Origin of the sequence: Arthrobacter sp. EM1 (assembly GCF_029964055.1) — a bacterium.
Classification (GTDB): Bacteria; Actinomycetota; Actinomycetes; order Actinomycetales; family Micrococcaceae; genus Arthrobacter.
This window is the reverse complement of record NZ_CP124836.1, coordinates 3469058-3486168: the sequence shown is the minus strand read 5'-3', so window position 1 is coordinate 3486168 and position 17111 is coordinate 3469058. Positions and strand designations below refer to the sequence as shown.

Annotated in this window: 21 protein-coding genes and 1 pseudogene; 12 read left to right on the top strand and 10 right to left on the bottom strand. The window is 65.4% G+C overall.

Annotated elements, in window-relative coordinates; all coding sequences use genetic code 11:
• Positions 1-137 precede the first annotated feature (137 nt).
• The 4 genes from rpsF to rplI all read left to right on the top strand — a co-directional run bounded on the left by rpsF (position 138) and on the right by rplI (position 1925).
• Positions 138-443, top strand: coding sequence for a 30S ribosomal protein S6 (rpsF, locus tag QI450_RS16180; RefSeq protein ID WP_226775605.1), 306 nt, complete (start codon positions 138-140; stop codon positions 441-443).
• Positions 444-498: 55 nt separating this feature from the next.
• The gene (locus tag QI450_RS16175) at positions 499-1089 is read left to right on the top strand and encodes a single-stranded DNA-binding protein (RefSeq protein WP_226775606.1); all 591 of its coding nucleotides are present in this window, start codon (positions 499-501) and stop codon (positions 1087-1089) included.
• A 126-nt stretch (positions 1090-1215) separates the two neighbouring features.
• Positions 1216-1455 (top strand): 30S ribosomal protein S18, encoded by a 240-nt coding sequence (gene rpsR, locus QI450_RS16170; protein WP_003800144.1) that lies wholly within the window; start codon positions 1216-1218, stop codon positions 1453-1455.
• A gap of 17 nt (positions 1456-1472) precedes the next feature.
• Positions 1473-1925 carry a 50S ribosomal protein L9 gene (rplI, locus tag QI450_RS16165; RefSeq protein ID WP_226775607.1) on the top strand — a complete coding sequence of 151 codons (453 nt, stop codon included), beginning with the start codon at positions 1473-1475 and terminating at the stop codon, positions 1923-1925.
• 261 nt (positions 1926-2186) lie between these two features.
• Here the strand turns inward: rplI and QI450_RS18135 are convergent, their stop codons facing one another.
• Entirely contained in the window at positions 2187-2450 is a 264-nt protein-coding gene (locus tag QI450_RS18135) for a hypothetical protein (RefSeq protein ID WP_309485700.1), read from the bottom strand.
• Positions 2451-2486: 36 nt separating this feature from the next.
• Here QI450_RS18135 and QI450_RS16155 point away from each other — a divergent pair.
• Both QI450_RS16155 and QI450_RS16150 read left to right on the top strand, forming a co-directional pair.
• A pseudogene (locus QI450_RS16155) lies at positions 2487-3143 on the top strand (PhzF family phenazine biosynthesis protein); the annotation flags it as partial.
• A 120-nt stretch (positions 3144-3263) separates the two neighbouring features.
• A complete protein-coding gene (locus QI450_RS16150; RefSeq protein ID WP_226775608.1) occupies positions 3264-3890 on the top strand; it encodes an FMN reductase in 627 nt (208 codons plus the stop codon).
• A 117-nt stretch (positions 3891-4007) separates the two neighbouring features.
• Here the strand turns inward: QI450_RS16150 and QI450_RS16145 are convergent, their stop codons facing one another.
• Complete coding sequence (locus QI450_RS16145) at positions 4008-4583, bottom strand: hypothetical protein (RefSeq protein ID WP_226775609.1); 576 nt, start codon at positions 4581-4583, stop codon at positions 4008-4010.
• A 4-nt stretch (positions 4584-4587) separates the two neighbouring features.
• Positions 4588-5055, bottom strand: a complete 468-nt coding sequence (locus QI450_RS16140) for a hypothetical protein (RefSeq protein WP_226775610.1) — start codon at positions 5053-5055, stop codon at positions 4588-4590.
• 625 nt (positions 5056-5680) lie between these two features.
• Here QI450_RS16140 and dnaB point away from each other — a divergent pair.
• Positions 5681-7060 carry a replicative DNA helicase gene (gene dnaB, locus QI450_RS16135; protein ID WP_226775611.1) on the top strand — a complete coding sequence of 460 codons (1380 nt, stop codon included), beginning with the start codon at positions 5681-5683 and terminating at the stop codon, positions 7058-7060.
• Between the two features lie 3 nt (positions 7061-7063).
• Here the strand turns inward: dnaB and QI450_RS16130 are convergent, their stop codons facing one another.
• Positions 7064-8038 (bottom strand): acyl-CoA thioesterase, encoded by a 975-nt coding sequence (locus QI450_RS16130; protein ID WP_226775612.1) that lies wholly within the window; start codon positions 8036-8038, stop codon positions 7064-7066.
• A gap of 194 nt (positions 8039-8232) precedes the next feature.
• Between QI450_RS16130 and QI450_RS16125 the strand changes: the two genes are divergently transcribed.
• The 3 genes from QI450_RS16125 to QI450_RS16115 all read left to right on the top strand — a co-directional run bounded on the left by QI450_RS16125 (position 8233) and on the right by QI450_RS16115 (position 10645).
• Entirely contained in the window at positions 8233-9591 is a 1359-nt protein-coding gene (locus QI450_RS16125) for an MATE family efflux transporter (RefSeq protein ID WP_226775613.1), read from the top strand.
• 9 nt (positions 9592-9600) lie between these two features.
• Positions 9601-10194 carry a hypothetical protein gene (locus QI450_RS16120; RefSeq protein ID WP_226775614.1) on the top strand — a complete coding sequence of 198 codons (594 nt, stop codon included), beginning with the start codon at positions 9601-9603 and terminating at the stop codon, positions 10192-10194.
• 85 nt (positions 10195-10279) lie between these two features.
• Entirely contained in the window at positions 10280-10645 is a 366-nt protein-coding gene (locus tag QI450_RS16115; protein WP_226775615.1) for a hypothetical protein, read from the top strand.
• 111 nt (positions 10646-10756) lie between these two features.
• Here the strand turns inward: QI450_RS16115 and QI450_RS16110 are convergent, their stop codons facing one another.
• A complete protein-coding gene (locus QI450_RS16110) occupies positions 10757-11299 on the bottom strand; it encodes a CGNR zinc finger domain-containing protein (RefSeq protein WP_226775616.1) in 543 nt (180 codons plus the stop codon).
• Positions 11300-11476: 177 nt separating this feature from the next.
• Here QI450_RS16110 and QI450_RS16105 point away from each other — a divergent pair, with 177 nt between their 5' ends.
• Positions 11477-12442: an EamA family transporter gene (locus QI450_RS16105; RefSeq protein ID WP_226775673.1), complete on the top strand. Its 966-nt coding sequence runs from the start codon at positions 11477-11479 to the stop codon at positions 12440-12442.
• Between the two features lie 67 nt (positions 12443-12509).
• Here QI450_RS16105 and QI450_RS16100 read toward each other — a convergent pair whose 3' ends face one another.
• Complete coding sequence (locus tag QI450_RS16100) at positions 12510-12773, bottom strand: hypothetical protein (protein ID WP_226775617.1); 264 nt, start codon at positions 12771-12773, stop codon at positions 12510-12512.
• Between the two features lie 174 nt (positions 12774-12947).
• Here QI450_RS16100 and QI450_RS16095 point away from each other — a divergent pair, with 174 nt between their 5' ends.
• Positions 12948-13220 (top strand): DUF2277 domain-containing protein, encoded by a 273-nt coding sequence (locus tag QI450_RS16095; protein WP_226775618.1) that lies wholly within the window; start codon positions 12948-12950, stop codon positions 13218-13220.
• A gap of 20 nt (positions 13221-13240) precedes the next feature.
• On the opposite strand, the gene QI450_RS16090 is transcribed toward QI450_RS16095, so the two are convergent.
• The 4 genes from QI450_RS16090 to QI450_RS16075 form a co-directional block, all read right to left on the bottom strand.
• The gene (locus QI450_RS16090) at positions 13241-15538 is read right to left on the bottom strand and encodes a heavy metal translocating P-type ATPase (protein WP_226775619.1); all 2298 of its coding nucleotides are present in this window, start codon (positions 15536-15538) and stop codon (positions 13241-13243) included.
• Positions 15539-15590: 52 nt separating this feature from the next.
• Entirely contained in the window at positions 15591-15821 is a 231-nt protein-coding gene (locus QI450_RS16085; RefSeq protein ID WP_226775620.1) for a cation transporter, read from the bottom strand.
• A gap of 63 nt (positions 15822-15884) precedes the next feature.
• Positions 15885-16232: a metal-sensitive transcriptional regulator gene (locus QI450_RS16080; RefSeq protein WP_226775621.1), complete on the bottom strand. Its 348-nt coding sequence runs from the start codon at positions 16230-16232 to the stop codon at positions 15885-15887.
• 289 nt (positions 16233-16521) lie between these two features.
• A complete protein-coding gene (locus QI450_RS16075; RefSeq protein WP_226775622.1) occupies positions 16522-17034 on the bottom strand; it encodes a universal stress protein in 513 nt (170 codons plus the stop codon).
• Between the last annotated feature and the right edge of the window lie 77 nt (positions 17035-17111).

The following is a 17111-nucleotide window of genomic DNA, read 5'->3' as shown; positions in this document are numbered from 1 at the left end:
CCGATGCACTAAGCTATTGAAGTCTGTGCTGCGCCCTGCCCCCGTCCCCGGGGGTGTTGCACGCACACGGCACCGCAAATGAACCTCCTGTTACGGAAATGCCGTAACCGCTTAGCCCAAAGGAGGTGGGTTCACATATGCGTCCTTACGAATTGATGGTAATCATCGACCCCGAGGTCGAAGAGCGTACCGTTGAGCCAACGCTTCAGAAGTTCCTGAACGTCATCACGACCGATGGTGGAACCATCGAAAAGGTTGACATCTGGGGCCGTCGTCGCCTGGCTTATGAAATCCAGAAGAAGTCTGAAGGTATCTACGCCGTGGTGAACTTCACCGCTGAGCCGGGTACCGCCAAGGAACTTGATCGCCAGCTGAGCCTCAACGAGACCATCATGCGCACCAAGATCACCCGCCCCGAAGTGCAGAAGGTTGTTGCTGAGTAATTTCAGCGTCCACTTTTCACTCTTCATCCCGCAGGAACGAACAAGGAGGCAGTAGATGGCAGGCGAAACCACTATTACGGTCATCGGTAATCTCACCAGTGACCCCGAGCTGAGGTTCACACCGTCAGGTTCGGCCGTAGCGAATTTCACCATCGCTTCTACTCCCCGCACCTTCGACCGCCAGTCCAATGAGTGGAAGGACGGGGAAACCCTGTTCCTGCGCGCATCGGTATGGCGTGAAGCAGCCGAAAATGTCGCCGAATCCCTGACCAAGGGGATGCGCGTCATCGTTTCCGGTCGTCTGAAGAGCCGTTCCTACGAAACCAAAGAAGGCGAGAAGCGCACCGTTATCGAGCTTGAGGTCGATGAAATCGGCCCCAGCCTGCGCTACGCCAACGCCAAGGTCAACCGTACCCAGCGCTCCGGCGGTGGTGGTGCCGGCAACGGTGCCCAGGGTGGTTTTGGCGCCGGCAACAGCGGCGGCGGCTTCGGTGGCGGCTCTGGTGGAAACCAGGGCGGCGGCAACGCAGGCGGAACCTGGGGCGGCAACCAGCCCGCACAGCAGGATGACCCCTGGGCTACGCCCGGGGTCAGCAATGCAGGCGGCGGCTGGGGCAACGGCCCGGACTCCGAACCTCCCTTCTAAACAACATCTAAGGTTCGAGGACGGACACTGCCGGGATGCCGCAAGGCGAACCGGTGCTGTTCAACGTCGGATCACCACCATCCCGTGGATCAATATCCACGGGCTCCATCGAATAGGAGCTCCACGATGGCTAAGGCTGAACTCCGTAAGCCCAAACCAAAGTCCAACCCCTTGAAGGCCGCTGACATCACTGTCATCGACTACAAGGACGTAGCATTGCTGCGCAAGTTCATCTCCGACCGCGGAAAGATCCGCGCCCGTCGCGTCACCGGCGTCACGGTGCAGGAACAGCGCAAGATCGCCCAGGCAATCAAGAACGCCCGCGAAGTTGCTCTGCTGCCTTACTCCGGCGCTGGCCGCGGCTAAGGAAGGGATTAACTAACATGGCAAAGCTCATTCTGACCCACGAAGTAACCGGTCTCGGTGCTGCAGGCGATGTTGTCGAGGTCAAGGACGGTTACGCACGTAACTACCTGCTGCCCCGCAACTTCGCTCTGACCTGGTCCAAGGGCGGCGAGAAGCAGGTTGAGTCAATCAAGACTGCCCGCGCCGCCCGCGAGCACGCTTCCCTGGAAGACGCTCAGAAGCAGGCCGCAGCACTCTCCGCCAAGCCGGTCAAGCTCGTTGTCAAGGCTGGCGAGACCGGACGACTGTTCGGCACCGTCAAGCAAGGCGACGTGGCCGACGCTGTTGAGGCCGCTGGCCTTGGCCGCATCGACAAGCGCAAGGTTGAACTGCCGACCCACATCAAGTCGGTCGGTTCCTACCAGGCCAACGTCCGTCTGCACAACGACGTTGCCGCTGTGATCGACCTCGACGTAGTCGCAGGCAAGTAGCCCTCAACGGCTCTGCACTCCCGAACTACTGGAAGGCCTCCGCCTTCGGATTCCTTGTCGGAACCGGATGCGGGGGCCTTCTGCGTTAAGATTCAGTCCCGGTGCAATACGGTCGTGACGTAACGGTAACCGTCCCGAACCAGCCCGGTCAGCACTGCCTCGTCAACGTCTCGAGCATAGTGATGTAGAGACAGCCAGCCCCGGTTTTGTGCTTCCCCAGCTGGGCCCGCAGGCTGGCCGGCTCCGGCCCGCAGCTCGGCCCTAAAGCGACAGGCTGGCCTTTCGCGGCGAGAAGCCTACTGCGGGTGCGTCCCCTGCGCGGCCGGTCTCGTATTTGTAGTGGTACCGTCCGAAGCCCACAATCGCGGGACCCCACATCTGGGCAGCCTGACCTGTCGCTTCAGCCATCGCCGAGAGCAAGCGGAGCCCGTCCCGGCGCCTGACAGGATGTTCGATGGCGACCAGGAACTCCTCGACGGACGCGCCGGTGGCTGTGGTTTTGTTTGCGGGCTTATTCGCGGCCATGCGTGCAGTCTCGCAGGCCCCGTCCGCGTTGTCAGCTACCGGATCAGGATCTTCAGCGGCAGCGAAGAGTTCCCTTTTGCCGGGCACCCGACGCTCGGCTCGGCGGACGCCTGGCTCGCGGCTGGCGGTGAACCCCGGTAAGACGGGACGGTGGTCCAGGAGTGCGGGGCCGGACTGGTCAGGGTGAAGCGCGAGGGCGGGAGGCTGGCTTTTGCGGTGCCGCCGCTGACCCGATCGGGTCCGGTGGCCGAGGTGGTCCTCAGCCGTATTGCCGCCGGGCTGAGGCTGGAGCGGGAGGCGCTGCTTGACGCATCCTGGCTGGTCGATGGCCCTGAGTGGATCGGTGTGCTGCTGGATTCGGCGGATCTGGTGCTCGGCCTCAGGCCTGACTACTTGGCCCTGGCGGGACTGAAAGTCGGTGTGATCGGTCCCCACCCGGCCGGCTCCGAGGTTGGCTTTGAGGTGCGGACCTTTATCCCGGGGGACGCCTCGCCGGAAGACCCGGTCACCGGCAGCTTCAACGCAGGTGCCGCCCGGTGGCTGATCGGCAGCGGCCGGGCCCCGGTGTCCTACCTGGTGGCGCAGGGGACGGTGCTGGGCCGGGCCGGGCGGGTCCACATCGACGCGGTGGGGGACGACATCTGGATTGGCGGGAACACGGTGAGCTGCATTGAGGGGATGGTCCTGCTCTGAGGGGGCCGACCGGATGGCCAGGAGCGGCGGGGAATAAACGAGCAGGCACACGGCTTGACTAAGTAGATGCAAACGCATGAATTGGCGTTTGGTCCGGATATCAACTTGAGGAGTATTCGCGTGGAATCCCGCCGCATTACAGTTCTCTCTGCCGGACTCGGCGTCCCGTCGTCGAGCCGCCTGCTCGCGGACCAGCTGGCCGCCGCCGTCGAGCGCCAGCTCGCCGCCGCAGGATACGCAGTCGATATCGAGGTGCTGGAACTCAGGGACCTCGCCGTGGACATTGCCAACAATTTTGTGACCGGCTACGCCGCGCCAAAGCTGGCCGAAGTGATTGCCGGCGTCCGGGCCTCGGAGGGTATCATCGCCGTCAGCCCGGTCTTCAGCGCCTCCTACAGCGGCCTCTTTAAGTCCTTCATAGACGTCCTCGATCCCACGTCGCTTGAGGGCAAGGCCGTTCTGCTGGGCGCGACTGCCGGAACCGACCGGCACCAGATGGTGCTGGACTTTGCCATGCGGCCCCTGTTCACCTACCTCCGTACCCGGATCGCCGGCACGGCTGTCTTCGCCGGGCCCCAGGACTGGGGAAAAGACGGCGACGGCGAATCGCCGCTATCCGTCCGGATCGACCGGGCGGCCGGGGAGTTCGCCCGCCTCCTGGAAGTCCCACAGACGCTCCAGAAGCCGGATGCCCTGGCGACGCTGCCATTTGAGCAGCTGCTCGCCGGTATCTCGGCCCGCCGGTAGAGCGTTCCAGCCGGTAGAGGGTTCCGGCCGCTGCCGGAAACGTTCGGGCAGCTCCAAGCAGCGGCGCGTCCGGTAGTTGCTCACGCGTGAGTGCGCGGGGCGGCGCCGGACCGTTCGTCAGTCCTCCAGGAGTTCGATGAACTCGCGGGCCTGCTTGATGGAGATATCGGAGTGGCGGGTCAGGGCTTCCGCTGCGGCTTCGGGGTCGCCGCTTCTGGCCATGGTGCGGATTCGGCCGTAGATCTCGTCGTTGAGCATGTTGCTGCTGACCTCGCGGGTGACATCGCCCTTGCTGGCGATCGCACGGTAGCGGTACGCGAAACGCTGAGGCGCGTCGTCGTCGTCGTCCTCGCTGGGCTGCTGTCCCGGCACCTCCGGCCGGAAGGGCTGTGGGTGGGACGCAAGCGCCCCTACGGCGTCCCGGGAGGCCCGCAGGCCGTCCCCGGTAGCTTCGAGGTAGAGCTTGATGGCTCCCATTGCCTGACCCTGGGCGATCAGCGCGTAGAGGCGGCGGTGCTGCTCCTGGTTGAGCTTGGCCGCGGAGCTACGGGCCAGTTCCAGCGGATCACGCCCGGGCCGCGGGGCGGTTTCCGCCCGGGACCCGCTGGTCTTCCGGCCGACGGCGCGGGCGGCCAACAGGACGCCGGCGACGACGAGCGCCAGGATCAACAGGGGGATAAGCATGGATTCCATCAAGCTATAGCCGATCTACGTAATTCTTGGCGGTCAAAAGGTCTGACTGGGTTGCTTGCCGCAGCAACTTAATGGCCTGGATCTTTTTGCCGTTCCGGGCCAGGGACTGCAGCTGCAGGGCAAACTGGGGATTCAGCTGGCCGCCGGGCAGGACCGGCCCCTGGTAGCCGGGCTGCCCGACGGCCGGGGCAGATCCGGTCTGGGCCCGCAATGCCATGCGGGCATGATCGGCCTGCTGGGACTGCTGCTGTTCGTTTTGACTCGGACGCGTGGCCGCGTCCACCCGGGCCCGGGCGGCAGTAGCGGCCTGCACCTGGGCGGCGTAGTGGGCCTGTGAACGGACAGCGAGCTCCTGCTGGTAGCGATCCGCGTCGGACAAGCCAAAATCACGTGGTCGCAGGGCCGTCGTAAACGCCCAAAGTACAGCTGCCACGATGAGGGCAGGCAGTATAACTAGCAATACATCGCCCATGTGAAGAGCTTATGCCAGATCGCAGTTATCCACAGCACATTCTGCGGCCGGCATACCATCAGTGCCGGGAGGCACCCATCCAGCCCGCCAGGTGAGGAACATCACCAAATGCGCATATTTCCGCCGGAGTGTGGCCTCATGTGCCGATCGCTATCCCCAGCCGCACCTAGCGCACTGTGGATGAACGCCGGCCGTATTTCTTTTACGTCCACACGGCCTTTTTGCGTTTACGCAGGTCAGGGGCTGATTATGCGACAAAGAAATTTTCTATCCACAGCTGTTCCCACAGGCTGTGCACAAGCAGGGGGTGGTAGTGCACAGGTTATCCACAAGGGTGGAGACTCTTCGGGTTGGTGCCTGCCCGGACGGGGGATAACGTTGCTGGATATCGCGCCTAGGATCCTGGATTCCGATGCTGCCTTTCTTTCGATTCCGCCCGGCCGGGCTGGATCCGGCCTGTGGAAAACCGGCAGTACGGGAGGCGGACAAAATGTCGGAGCCGGTTGATAGGACTTAACCCGTCGGATAACGGCCGGGCCGAGGCCAACCCGCAGCACAGACCAAAAGGCATACACGCCGCCGGCGAACGAAGGTCCGCCGCGGCACCCAATGGAGGACGGCAGTTTTGTCAGTTACGCATCTGGACTCAGTCGAGGGGACCCGCGGAGCCGAAGGCAGCCGCAAGCCGCCGCAGGACATTCCCGCCGAGCAGTCCGTCCTGGGCGGCATGATGCTGTCAAAGGACGCCATTGCCGACGTCGTCGAGATCCTTCGTGGTGTGGACTTCTACCGCCCGGCACACGAGACGATCTACGAGGCCATCATCGACCTCTACGGCCGGGGCGAGCCCGCTGACGCCGTCACCGTTTCGGATGAACTGACCAAGCGGGGCGAGATCAACCGAATCGGCGGCCCCGCCTACCTGCACGAGCTCATCCAGACGGTTCCCACCGCTGCCAACGCGGGCTACTACGCAGAAATCGTCGGTGAACGCGCCGTCCTGCGGCGTCTGGTCAATGCGGGCACTAAAATCGTCCAGCTTGGCTACGGCCAGGACGGCGAGGTCGAAGACCTGGTAAACCAGGCCCAGGCCGAGATCTACGCCGTCGCCGAACGGCGCACTGCAGAGGACTACGTGGTCCTCAAGGACGTGATGGAGTCCACGGTGGACGAGATCGAAGCATCCGGCCACCGCGAAGAGGGAATGACCGGCGTTCCGACCGGCTTCTACGAACTTGATGAGCTCACCCACGGCCTGCACCCCGGTCAGATGATTGTCATTGCGGCCCGCCCCGCCGTCGGTAAGTCGACGTTCGCGCTGGACTTCGCCCGCTCCGCTGCCATCAAGAACAATCTGGCAACGGTGATGTTTTCGCTGGAAATGGGCCGGAACGAGATCGCCATGCGCCTGCTGTCAGCGGAGGCCACAATCGGCCTGCAGGATCTGCGCAAGGGCACGATCAAGGACGAGCAGTGGTCCAAGATCGCCACCACGATGGGCCGGATGAATGACGCTCCGCTCTTCATCGATGACAGCCCCAACATGTCATTGATGGAAATCCGGGCCAAGTGCCGCCGGCTGAAACAGCAGCACGATCTCAAGCTCGTTATCCTCGACTACCTGCAGCTGATGAGCTCCGGCAAGAAGGTGGAGTCCCGCCAGCAGGAAGTTTCCGAGTTCTCCCGCGCGCTGAAGCTGCTGGCCAAGGAACTGCAGGTGCCGGTCATTGCGCTCTCGCAGCTGAACCGTGGTTCGGAGCAGCGCCAGGACAAGCGGCCGATGGTCTCGGATCTGCGCGAATCCGGCTCCATTGAGCAGGATGCCGACATGGTCATCCTGCTGCACCGCGAAGACGTCTATGACAAGGAATCGCCGCGTGCCGGCGAAGCAGACATCCTCATTGCCAAGCACCGTAACGGCCCCACAAAAGACATTGTGGTCGCCTTCCAGGGCCACTATTCAAGGTTCGCGAACATGGCGGCGGATGCCGGTGGCGGCTTCTAGGAGCTAGCTGCCGCCACTGGGCAGCAGATGGTTGGGCAGCCGATTCCCGGGTGCCCGGCCGCGGATCTCCAGCAGTGCCAGGGCGTGGGCGTACAGCCGTTTGTCCTCCTCGGACACCGGCACCCATTGCGGGACCGGGACGGATGTGCCGTGTTCGTCGCGGGCCACCATCACGGTCAGGCAGTACGTTGTGAGGTGAAGCTCGCGTCCCTTGGGGTCTCCGGAGCGGACGTGCACCGCGATATGCATGCCCTTCGTTCCGGTGTAGACCAGCCGGGCCTCCACCTCCACCACATGGCCGATGAGCAGCGGACGATAAAACCTCACGCCGCCGGAGAAGACGGCTACCGTGTCCATGCCGCAGTAGCGTGAGGCACAGACGTAGGCCGCCTCATCGATCCATTTCATAACGATGCCACCATGGACCTTGCCGCCCCAGTTCACATCCGTGGGGGCGGCCACAAAACGGAGGACAACGCTCTCGGCCGTGCCGGCGTCGGTGTATTCCTGTCCGCTCATCGCCTGCACGATCTCCTCGCGGACCTTGATCCGGGCCACTGCGTGGTCGCGCTGTTCGATCCCGTCCGGTGCGGTCGGTTCAAACTGCGGCACCGGGACGGGCTTGCCGTCCGCGCCCACCGCCACGAAAATCACCAGACACTGGCTGCGCATCGTTGCCGGACCGCCTTTTACATCGCCCGAGGACACCACTGTGCGGATGTGCATGGAGGACCGGCCGGTGTAGACGATCGTGGCAGTGACCTCAACCATGTCCCCGCTGTTGACCGGGTTCGCGAAGTGGATGTTGCCCACGTAGGCGGTTACGCAGTAGGACTGTGCCCAGCCGACCGCGGCGGCGTAAGCCGCCTTGTCCACCCACTCGAGCACCGTGCCGGCGTCGACCGAACCGCTGTGCCCGACGTCGGTCGGAGCTGCAAGGAAGCGCAGGGTTACGGCGTTGGCGGCAGTCTCACTCATGCACAGAGTGTACTAACGGGCTGCGGAAGCGCCGCCGGATCCCGACACAAATGCTATCCGGGACGCCACACACCGCAAGCCGGACCGGGGTGGCGGGCAAATCATGCCGGAACTGAATTGACGCTGTTTCGGTCCGGGTGGACGCGTTGTGCTGCGAAGCGGTGCGACGCCAGGGGTGCCGTTAGTGTGGTTGCGTGCCAGCCTCCGCCCCGCCTCCTGCAGTGCTCCCGTCCCCGGCCAGCCGACGGCGCGAAATCCTGCGCCTTGCACTCCCGGCGTTCGGGGCGCTCATCGCCGAACCAGTGTTCCTCCTCGCCGATGCCGCCATCGTCGGCCACCTCGGAGTGGCCCAGCTTGCCGGCGTCGGGTTGGCCTCCGCGGTGCTGCATACAGTGGTGGGACTTATGGTCTTCCTGGCCTATTCGACCACTCCGGCCGTGGCGCGGGCGGTCGGCAATGGGCAGCTGTCCACGGCTCTCGCTGCCGGACGTGACGGCGTCTGGCTGGCGTTAATGCTGGGGGCATTCCTTGCCGTGGCGGGCTTCGTTGCCGCCGGGCCGCTGCTGGACCTGATGGGTGCCCGTGATCAGGTGCGGACCTTTGCTGTGGACTACCTGCGCTGGTCAATGCCCGGGCTCGCCGCGATGCTGCTTATCTTCGCCGGGACAGGCGTGTTGCGGGGGCTGCAGGACACGCGGACCCCGCTCTTTGTCGCGGCCGCCGGCTTTACCTTGAACATCGTGCTCAACCTCTTCCTGGTTTACGGCTTGCAGCTGTCAGTCACCGGCTCCGCCATCGGCACCAGCATCGCGCAGTGGGCCATGGCGGTTGTTTATGTGGTGATTGTCCGGCGGAACGCCCGCAACCACGGGGTCTCCCTGCGCCCCGAGTGGCGCGGCATCCGGGCGCTGACCAGGGTGGGCTCGTGGCTAATGCTGCGGACGCTGAGCCTGCGGGTGGCAATCCTCGCCACGGTCCTGGTGGCCACTGCCCAGGGGCCCGTGAACCTGGCAGCCCACCAGCTCGCCATGACGGTCTTTACTTTCCTCGCCTTCGCCCTCGATGCCCTCGCCATTGCCGCGCAGGCGCTGATCGGCAAGGAACTCGGTGCTGCCCGCCCGGCTGCCGCACGGGAGCTCACGGGCACTATGGTCCGCTGGGGCATCGGGTTCGGTGTGCTCACGGGAATCCTGCTGGCAGCTGCGGCGCCCTGGGCGGGGCTGCTGTTTAGCTCCGACGCCGAAGTCCGTGCCGCACTCGCGGTGGCGCTGTGGGTACTGGCGGCCGGCCAGCCGATCGCCGGATTTGTTTTCGTTCTCGACGGCGTGCTGATCGGGGCCGGCGACGCAAAGTATTTGGCGATTGCCGGCGTCGTGAATCTCGCGGTGTATCTGCCGCTACTTCTGCTTGTCGGGCACACGGGCGCTGGCGGCAGCGCTGGACTGCTCTGGCTGTGGGCGGCGTTTTCGCTGGGGTATATGGCGGCGAGGGCCGTGACGCTGGGCGCCCGGGCGCGAACGGACCGGTGGATGGTGCTCGGTGCTTCGCACTAAACTGGACGTGTGACTCTCCCCGCAGCCCCTGACGCGTCCACCGCCCTGCCCGCCGCGGCGGTTCTCTGGAAGCCCGTGCTAATCCGGGCGGCAATCGCCCTGGGATTTGGTGCCGTGACCGTCTTCTGGGCTGCACCAACCGCCATGGGCATGGGATGGGCCGGTGGCGCCTACCTGCTGGCAACCGGACTGGTGCTGCTGCGCAGCATCCACCAGACCGGGCTCCGTCCCGGGTCCGCCGCCGGAAAGGTGCTGTCGGCAGCCGGCGCCGTGCTGACCGGGACAGGGGCCGCCGTCGGGCTCATCTCCGGGAGCCTGGTCTTCGGTGTCCTTGCAGCGCTGGGGCTTGGCCTTGCCGGCGCCGCAGAACTCTACCTCGGCATCACCCTCCGGGGACGCTCACTCCTGGCGCGCGACTGGATCGCCTCCGGTGTGATCGGACTGGGCACGGCGGCGCTGCTGCCCTTTTTCATCGATCTGGGTCCGCATGCGCTGCTCGGCATCGCCGGCGGCGGCGGCATTATCAGTGGCGTGCTCTGGGTGCTGGCCGGACTGACGCTGCGGCACGATGCGCAGGCAGATTCGGCGGAGGCCGTAAACTAGGAAGCGAACAGGTTCTACCTGGTGTAGAACGATTGCGCTACCACAATTGCCACGCCCATTGCGTCGGCTGCAGGAGGAAAGCACCTTGGCACAGCAGAAATCAGGAGCCCCGCGCAAGCTGCGGACCTCGGTCAAGGGACCGCTAATGTTCTCCGCGTTCTGGGCTGTGCTGGCCTTCGTCACCACCTTGATTTTTGCCTCCGGCGGCAGCGCAAAGACGGCCCGCTTCGATCTGGCGTTCACGGCCGGCGGGAGTGCGTTCATTGTGATTCTGGTGGTGCTCGCCATGCTGTCAATGGGCCACAAGCCCAATGCCGAACACCTCGGCAAGGGATCCGGGGTCAACCTCAGCTCCCGGAACGCCGGCCAAGGCGGCCAGTCGGCGCAGCCTGAACCAGGGTCCGGCGCGCCAGGGTCCGGCGGCGACCAGGCACCCGGCGGCGACCGCTAGCTGTCCGACCGCCGCCGACCGCCGCCCCTCCGGCGCCGACCGATGGCCGGGGCTGCTGCTGGATCCGGCCGCCAGCGCCCGTGATGCCCTGCCCCTCCGCTCTGACGTGGCCTAGGAGGCTGCCTTGCGGGCCCGGTACGCCGCCACGTGGGCGCGGTTGGCGCAGTTCCCGGTGTCGCAATAGCGCTTCGACCGGTTTCGGCTCAGGTCCAGCACCACGGCGTTGCAGTCCTCGGCGGCGCAGACCAGCATCCGGTCCATTTCTTTGTTCCGGATGACGTCAACCAGGGCCATGGCGGCCTCCGTGCTCATCCTGTGCGCCAGTGGCGCGTCCGGGGTGGTGGCGTGCAGGTGCCAGTCCCAATCACCATGCCGGACGAGTTGGGGCAGTGCCCGCGCCTCCCGCAGCAGCCTGTTAACGGTGTCCACCGCAGCGGATTCGTCAGCGAACCACAAGGCCGCGAGTTCGCCGCGGAGGCGGTGCACTCCGGCAAGTTCGGCCTCGTCCCGGGTCCGCGAGCCGGTGAACCCCTCCGCCTCCAGAAACCGATCCAGGTCCGGCACTGTGGAAAGGTGCTCCGCACCGTTGGCCGCGGAATTGACCAGGCTGACAACCGACCGCAATGCCACCTCAGTGTCAGGGGCAAAAAGCATCTTGACTCCTTACGTAGGCGTGGCGTACTGTCATGACCATAACATCACTTTACTCCTGACAGGAGGCAGCCCTTGCCTGCCGATCGCTACCCGGCCGAAACGCCCGCCATGGCCGATTCCGGGTCACGATCCCCCGAAACGCCCGGCGCCCGCCGCCCCGGCGCGGCGGCAGGGTTCATGGCATCCGGGCTGGGTGTGGCCCTGTTTTCCTCGGCGGTGTTCGGCCTCTCCGGCTCCTTTGCCAAGGCGTTGCTGGAGACCGGCTGGAGCCCCGGGGCAGCAGTCACGGCCCGCCTCACCGGGGCCGCGCTCATCCTGGCCGTTCCCGCAGTCCCGGCACTGCGCGGGCGCTGGCACCAGCTGAGGGACAACTGGCTTACCGTCCTGCTTTTCGGGCTTATTGGGGTCGCGGCCTGCCAGTTGTTCTATTTCAACGCAGTGGCACGGCTTTCGGTCGGGGTTGCCCTCCTGCTGGAGTACCTGGCCCCCGTGATTATCGTGCTGTGGCTCTGGGCCGCCAGCCGCAAACGGCCCCGCCCGCTGACAGTCGGTGGAACGCTGCTGTCCCTCGCCGGGCTGGTCCTGGTCCTGGACCTCACCGGAGCCGTCAAGATCGACATCGTCGGAGTCCTGTGGGGGATAGCAGCGGCCGTTTGCCTCGCGATCTATTTTTTCATCACGGCCAAGGAAAACGACACCCTGCCGCCGATCGTACTGGCCTCGGGCGGGCTTATGGTGGGCGCAGTGACGATGTGGCTTGCTGCGGCAACCGGCCTGCTGCCGATGGCGTTCAGCACTGCCGATACCCGGCTGGGCCCTTGGGTGGCGCCTTGGTGGGTGGCTCTGAGCGGGCTTGTGGTCCTGGCCACGGTGCTTGCGTATGTCTCCGGCATTGTGGCGGCACGCGCCCTCGGCTCCAAAGTGGCGTCCTTTGTGTCGCTGACCGAAGTGCTCTTTGCCGTCATCTGGGCGTGGCTTTTGCTCGGCGAGCTGCCCGGCCCCATCCAGCTCCTCGGCGGGCTGCTGATTGTCGGCGGCGTGATCCTGGTCCGGCTGGATGAACTCCGGGCGCCGTCCCGCGCCGGCGAAGCCGGGTCGCCGGCACCGCTGGACCACGCGAACGACGTCGAACCGGTGCCGTAGGCACGAACTGACTAAGCCGGCCCGGACGCTGCTGCGTCCGGGCCGGCTTAGTGTCTGGAGTTTTTGCCTAGCGGGAAGCGCTTTCCTGCTCGGTGGCGTTGCGGCTCGCCTGCTTGCCGGCCTCCTGCAGTGCCTGGGAAACCTTGGCCAGTGCCGCCACGTGCTGGCCGTTCCATTCGCTGCGGAACTTATCGGCGTCCGGGCCCTTCCAGTCGGTGCCCTCGAGCACCTTGGTGAGCATCGACTTCTGCTTGTCGATCTCCGACGAACCGGCCTGCAGCTTCGTCCCAAGAGTCTTGAGCTGAGCAATATCTGCGCCCCAAATAGCCATTCGAAAATCTCCTCAAAGCTTAGAAACGGATCCGGCCCTGCCGGGTTCCGCTGCGGCTTCCGGCTGTTCCGGAAGATCCAATGCCCCCAAACTATCCTGCCGGCCAAAATAGTGTCGATGGGCAGCCCTCCCCATGCCCTCGATCCCAGGTTGATTGGGGCCTAGCATGGAGGCATGTGCCGAAACATCCGCACCCTCCACAATTTTGAACCCCAGGCCACTGACGCGGAGGTGGAAGCCGCCGCGCTGCAGTATGTGCGCAAGATCAGTGGGAGCACCAAGCCGTCGAAGGTCAATGAAGAGGCTTTCAACCGGGCTGTCCACGAGATTGCACATGCTACCGAGCACCTGCTGGCCGCCCTGGTCACCCAGGCTCCAGCCAAGGACCGCGGCGAGGAAGCTGCCAAAGCGAAGGCCAGGGCCGCAGTCCGCTTCGGCGCGGCCTGAGGCGGCGGGCGGACGGCGGCTTACTTGCCGAAGCCGCGGAGCCGCAAAGAGTTGGCCACAACCAGGACGGAACTGGCCGCCATGGCAGCGCCGGCAATCATCGGGTTAAGCAGGCCCAGGGCTGCTACCGGGATCCCGATGGCATTGTAGAAGAACGCCCAGAAGAGGTTTGTCTTGATCGTCGCGAGGGTCCGGCGGGACAATTCGATGGCCTGGGCCACCTGCCCCAGGTCGTTGCCCATGACCGTCAGGTCTGCGGCCTCGATCGCGACGTCAGTGCCTGAACCCATAGCGATGCCGAGGTCTGCCTGGGCCAGTGCCGCGGCGTCGTTCACGCCGTCGCCAGCCATGGCGACAATGGCGCCGGCGTCCTGCAGCTTCCTGACGGCCTGGACCTTGCCCGCCGGCAGCACCCCGGCGAAAACGTCTTCGGGAGCGATGCCGACGTCGGCGGCCACCTGGGCGGCGACGGCCGCATTGTCCCCGGTCAGGAGGATCGGCCGGAGGCCGAGCTCACGGAGCCGGCGGATTGCGGGGGCTGAGCCCGGCTTGAGCGTGTCCCGCAGGCTGATGATGCCTGCCGGCTGCCCATCCACGGCGAGCCAGATGGCTGTGGCCCCGGAATGTTCGGCGGCGCTGAATGCCTGAAGCTGTGTGGCGGTCGGGGAGATGCGGTTTTCGGCAAGCCAGCCCGTCCGGCCAGCCGTTACGACCTTTCCTGCAACCTTTCCCTCGACCCCGCCGCCCGGGGCCGACCGGAACCCGGTGACGGCAGGAAGGGTCCCGGCGTCGTTGGTGCGGCGTTCGGCGGAGAGCGCGGCCGCAGCGATGGCACGCGCGATCGGGTGCTCAGATGCGGCTTCGACCGAACCGGCCAGGCGCAGGACCTCGTTTGTGCTGAAGGCTCCGAAGGCCTCGCTGCCGTCGACAGCCAGGTGGCCGCTGGTCACGGTACCGGTTTTATCCAGCAGGATGGTGTCAACGGTCCGGGTGTCCTCAAGGACTTGTGGTCCCTTGATCAGGATCCCCAGCTGCGCGCCGCGGCCGGTTCCGGTGAGCAGACCTACAGGGGTGGCGAGGCCAAGGGCGCAGGGGCAGGCGATGACAAGTACAGCGACGGCGGCCGTGAAAGCCGCGCGCAGTTCGGCGTCGCTGATGGCCGGGCCGGCCGCGAGCAGCCAGGCGCCGAAAGTGAGGGCAGCGATGAGGAGGACCACCGGCACGAACACCGCGCTGATCCGGTCGGCAAGGCGGGCGATCGGCGCCTTGCCGGTCTGCGCCTGGGCGACCAGACGGCCCATCTGGGCCAAAGTCGTTTCGGCTCCGACGCGGGTGGTGCGGACCAGCAGCCGGCCGGAGGTGTTGATGGTGGCGCCCGTGACCGGAGTGCCAGGGCCGACTTCCACCGGTACCGATTCGCCGGTTACCAGCGAGGCGTCCACCGCGGAGTTCCCTTCGACGACGACGCCGTCGCTCGCGATTTTCTCGCCGGGGCGGACAACAATGAGATCCCCTACCCCAAGCTGATCGGCCGGGATCTGCTGTTCCCGGCCGTCCCGGAAGACTGTGGCATCCTTGGCTCCCAGATTCAGCAGGGCCTTGAGCGCGTCGCCGGCCTTTTCCTTGGCGTTGGCCTCCAGGTAGCGGCCCAACAGCAGGAATGTGGTGACCACCGAGGCAACCTCGAAGTAGAGTCCGCCCGAACCCATCGCCATGCTTTCCCCGCCCGCGTGCCCGGTCATCTGCGGGTCTGCGAATAGCTGCCAGGCCGAGAAGACGTAAGCGGCCGTCACCCCGATGGAGACAAGAGTGTCCATCGTGGAGGCCAGGTGCCGGGCATTAATGGCAGCGGCGCGGTGGAACGGCCAGGCGGCCCAGGTAACCACCGGCAGGGCCAGGGCCCCTGCTGCCCAGCCCCAGTTGGCGAACTGGAAAACGGGGAACATCGAAATCAGGAAGACCGGGATGGTGAGGACGGCAGCGGTCACCAGGCGCGGGCGGAGCTTGGCTGCCGGGTGGGCCGGTAGGTGGTCGCCGCGGGTGGCGCCACCAGCCGGCGTTTCGACGGTGAACCGGGGAGGCCGGACTGTCGCCTTGTACCCTGCTGCCGCTACGGTGGCGGTGATTTGGGCGTCCGTGATGGCCGCCGGCACTGTGACCTGTGCCGACTCCAACGGCAGGTTGACGCTGGCTGTCACGCCGTCAAGTTTGCCGAGCTTGCGTTCAACACGGCCGACACAGGAGGCACAGGTCATGCCCTCGATGTCGAGCTCGATCACCCGGTTTCCGGGCTGGCCGAATAACTGCTCTGTACTCACTGTGGTCCTGTCCAGATGGTGTGCGCGGCGTGGAATGACGGGCGGGTGGCGCTCAGGTCTCGTTGGCCACCACCAGGTAGCCCGATTCCGCAACGGCCTCGCTGATCTCGGCGGCGGACAAGGCCCCGCCGGAAGTGATGGTGACCGTGGAGACGCCCCCGGCGTTGAGGTCGACGTCGACCTTCTCGACACCCGCCAGGGACTCCAGTTCCTCGCTGACCGATGACACGCAGTGCGCGCACGTCATCCCGGACACGTTGACGATGGTGGATACGGTGCTCATGGCTCTCTCCTCTGGGGACGGGCTGTTGTGGTCCACGGCCCGGTGTTGTTGTAGATGGTGCCGCTACCGCAACAGGCGGCCGATAGCGTCAGTGGCTTCTTTGACCTTAAAATCAATCGCTGCGGCCCGCAGCGAGGGGTCCGGTTCTGCGGCGGCGCCGACGACGCAGTGCCCGATATGTTCCTCCACCAGCCCCAGGCTGACGGCGTGCAGGGCCTTGGTGGCGGCGGCGACCTGGGTGAGGATGTCGATGCAGTACTTGTCTTCCTCGACCATCCTCGCGATGCCACGAACCTGGCCTTCAATCCGCTTCAGCCGCCGCAGGTAAGCGTCTTTGTTCGCGGAATAGCCGTGCTGTTGGGGAGGTTCGGTGTCCGCGCCTGATGCGACAGCGATTTCGTGCTCGTCCATAACCCAAACATATACCCCCCAGGGGTATGGTGCAAGCGCGGTGCGGGCGCATGGTGCAAGCGCGGTGCGGGCGCACGGTCGGGCCCTGCGAAAGCGCCCGGGGACAAAAAAGCTCCGGAGTGCGTTATTGGGGGATACGCACTCCGGAGCAGTCTTTGGGGGCCGTCTCTGGCCCACGGATTCAACCATACTCGGCGGTAAGTGGAGAAAGCCAGCACCCCGAATAAGTACTTTCACTTTACTTACGGGAGGTTCGGTTGAACCCTTAGACAACGCGCAAACCATTAGCTCACGAGTCATGTTTTGTCTGGTGATGGACTGCGGGCCGGACCGGAACCACCAGGATCGGATGGTCCTGGTGGTGGCTGAGCCAAGCGGCCACCGAACCGTTGAGGGCCGCGGAGACGCGGTGCCCCAGCCCGGGTTCCGGCGTACCCACGATAATCATGGGGGCGCCGACCTCAGCCGCAAGCCTGCCAAGCGCCCGGGCCGGGTCCCCCGCCAGCGTCCGCAGGGTCCACGGAATACCCAACGGGTCGCAGGCGGCGTTGATCATGCTCCGCAGTTCCCGGGCCACTGCCCTGATCTCGGCGTTGTCCGTGTCCGGGTGCAGCGAGAGCCGGTGCGCGGACCGCGTCGGGTCCCACTCCACCAGATAGCTTTCTTCATCCACGTGGGCGCAGATCAGCTCGGTACCGAGGCCAGCCGCCAGTGCGGCTGCGGTCTGGAGCACCCCGGGGCTCTGCCCCGGGAGCACGCCGACAACAAGCGGGGGCTGGGCAATCTGGCGCTCGGCGGACATACTCCATTCTTTCCCCTGCCCCGCGGCGCGAACAGGGGCTTATTCCCCGGTCCGGGTTTCAACCCTGCCCACCATAT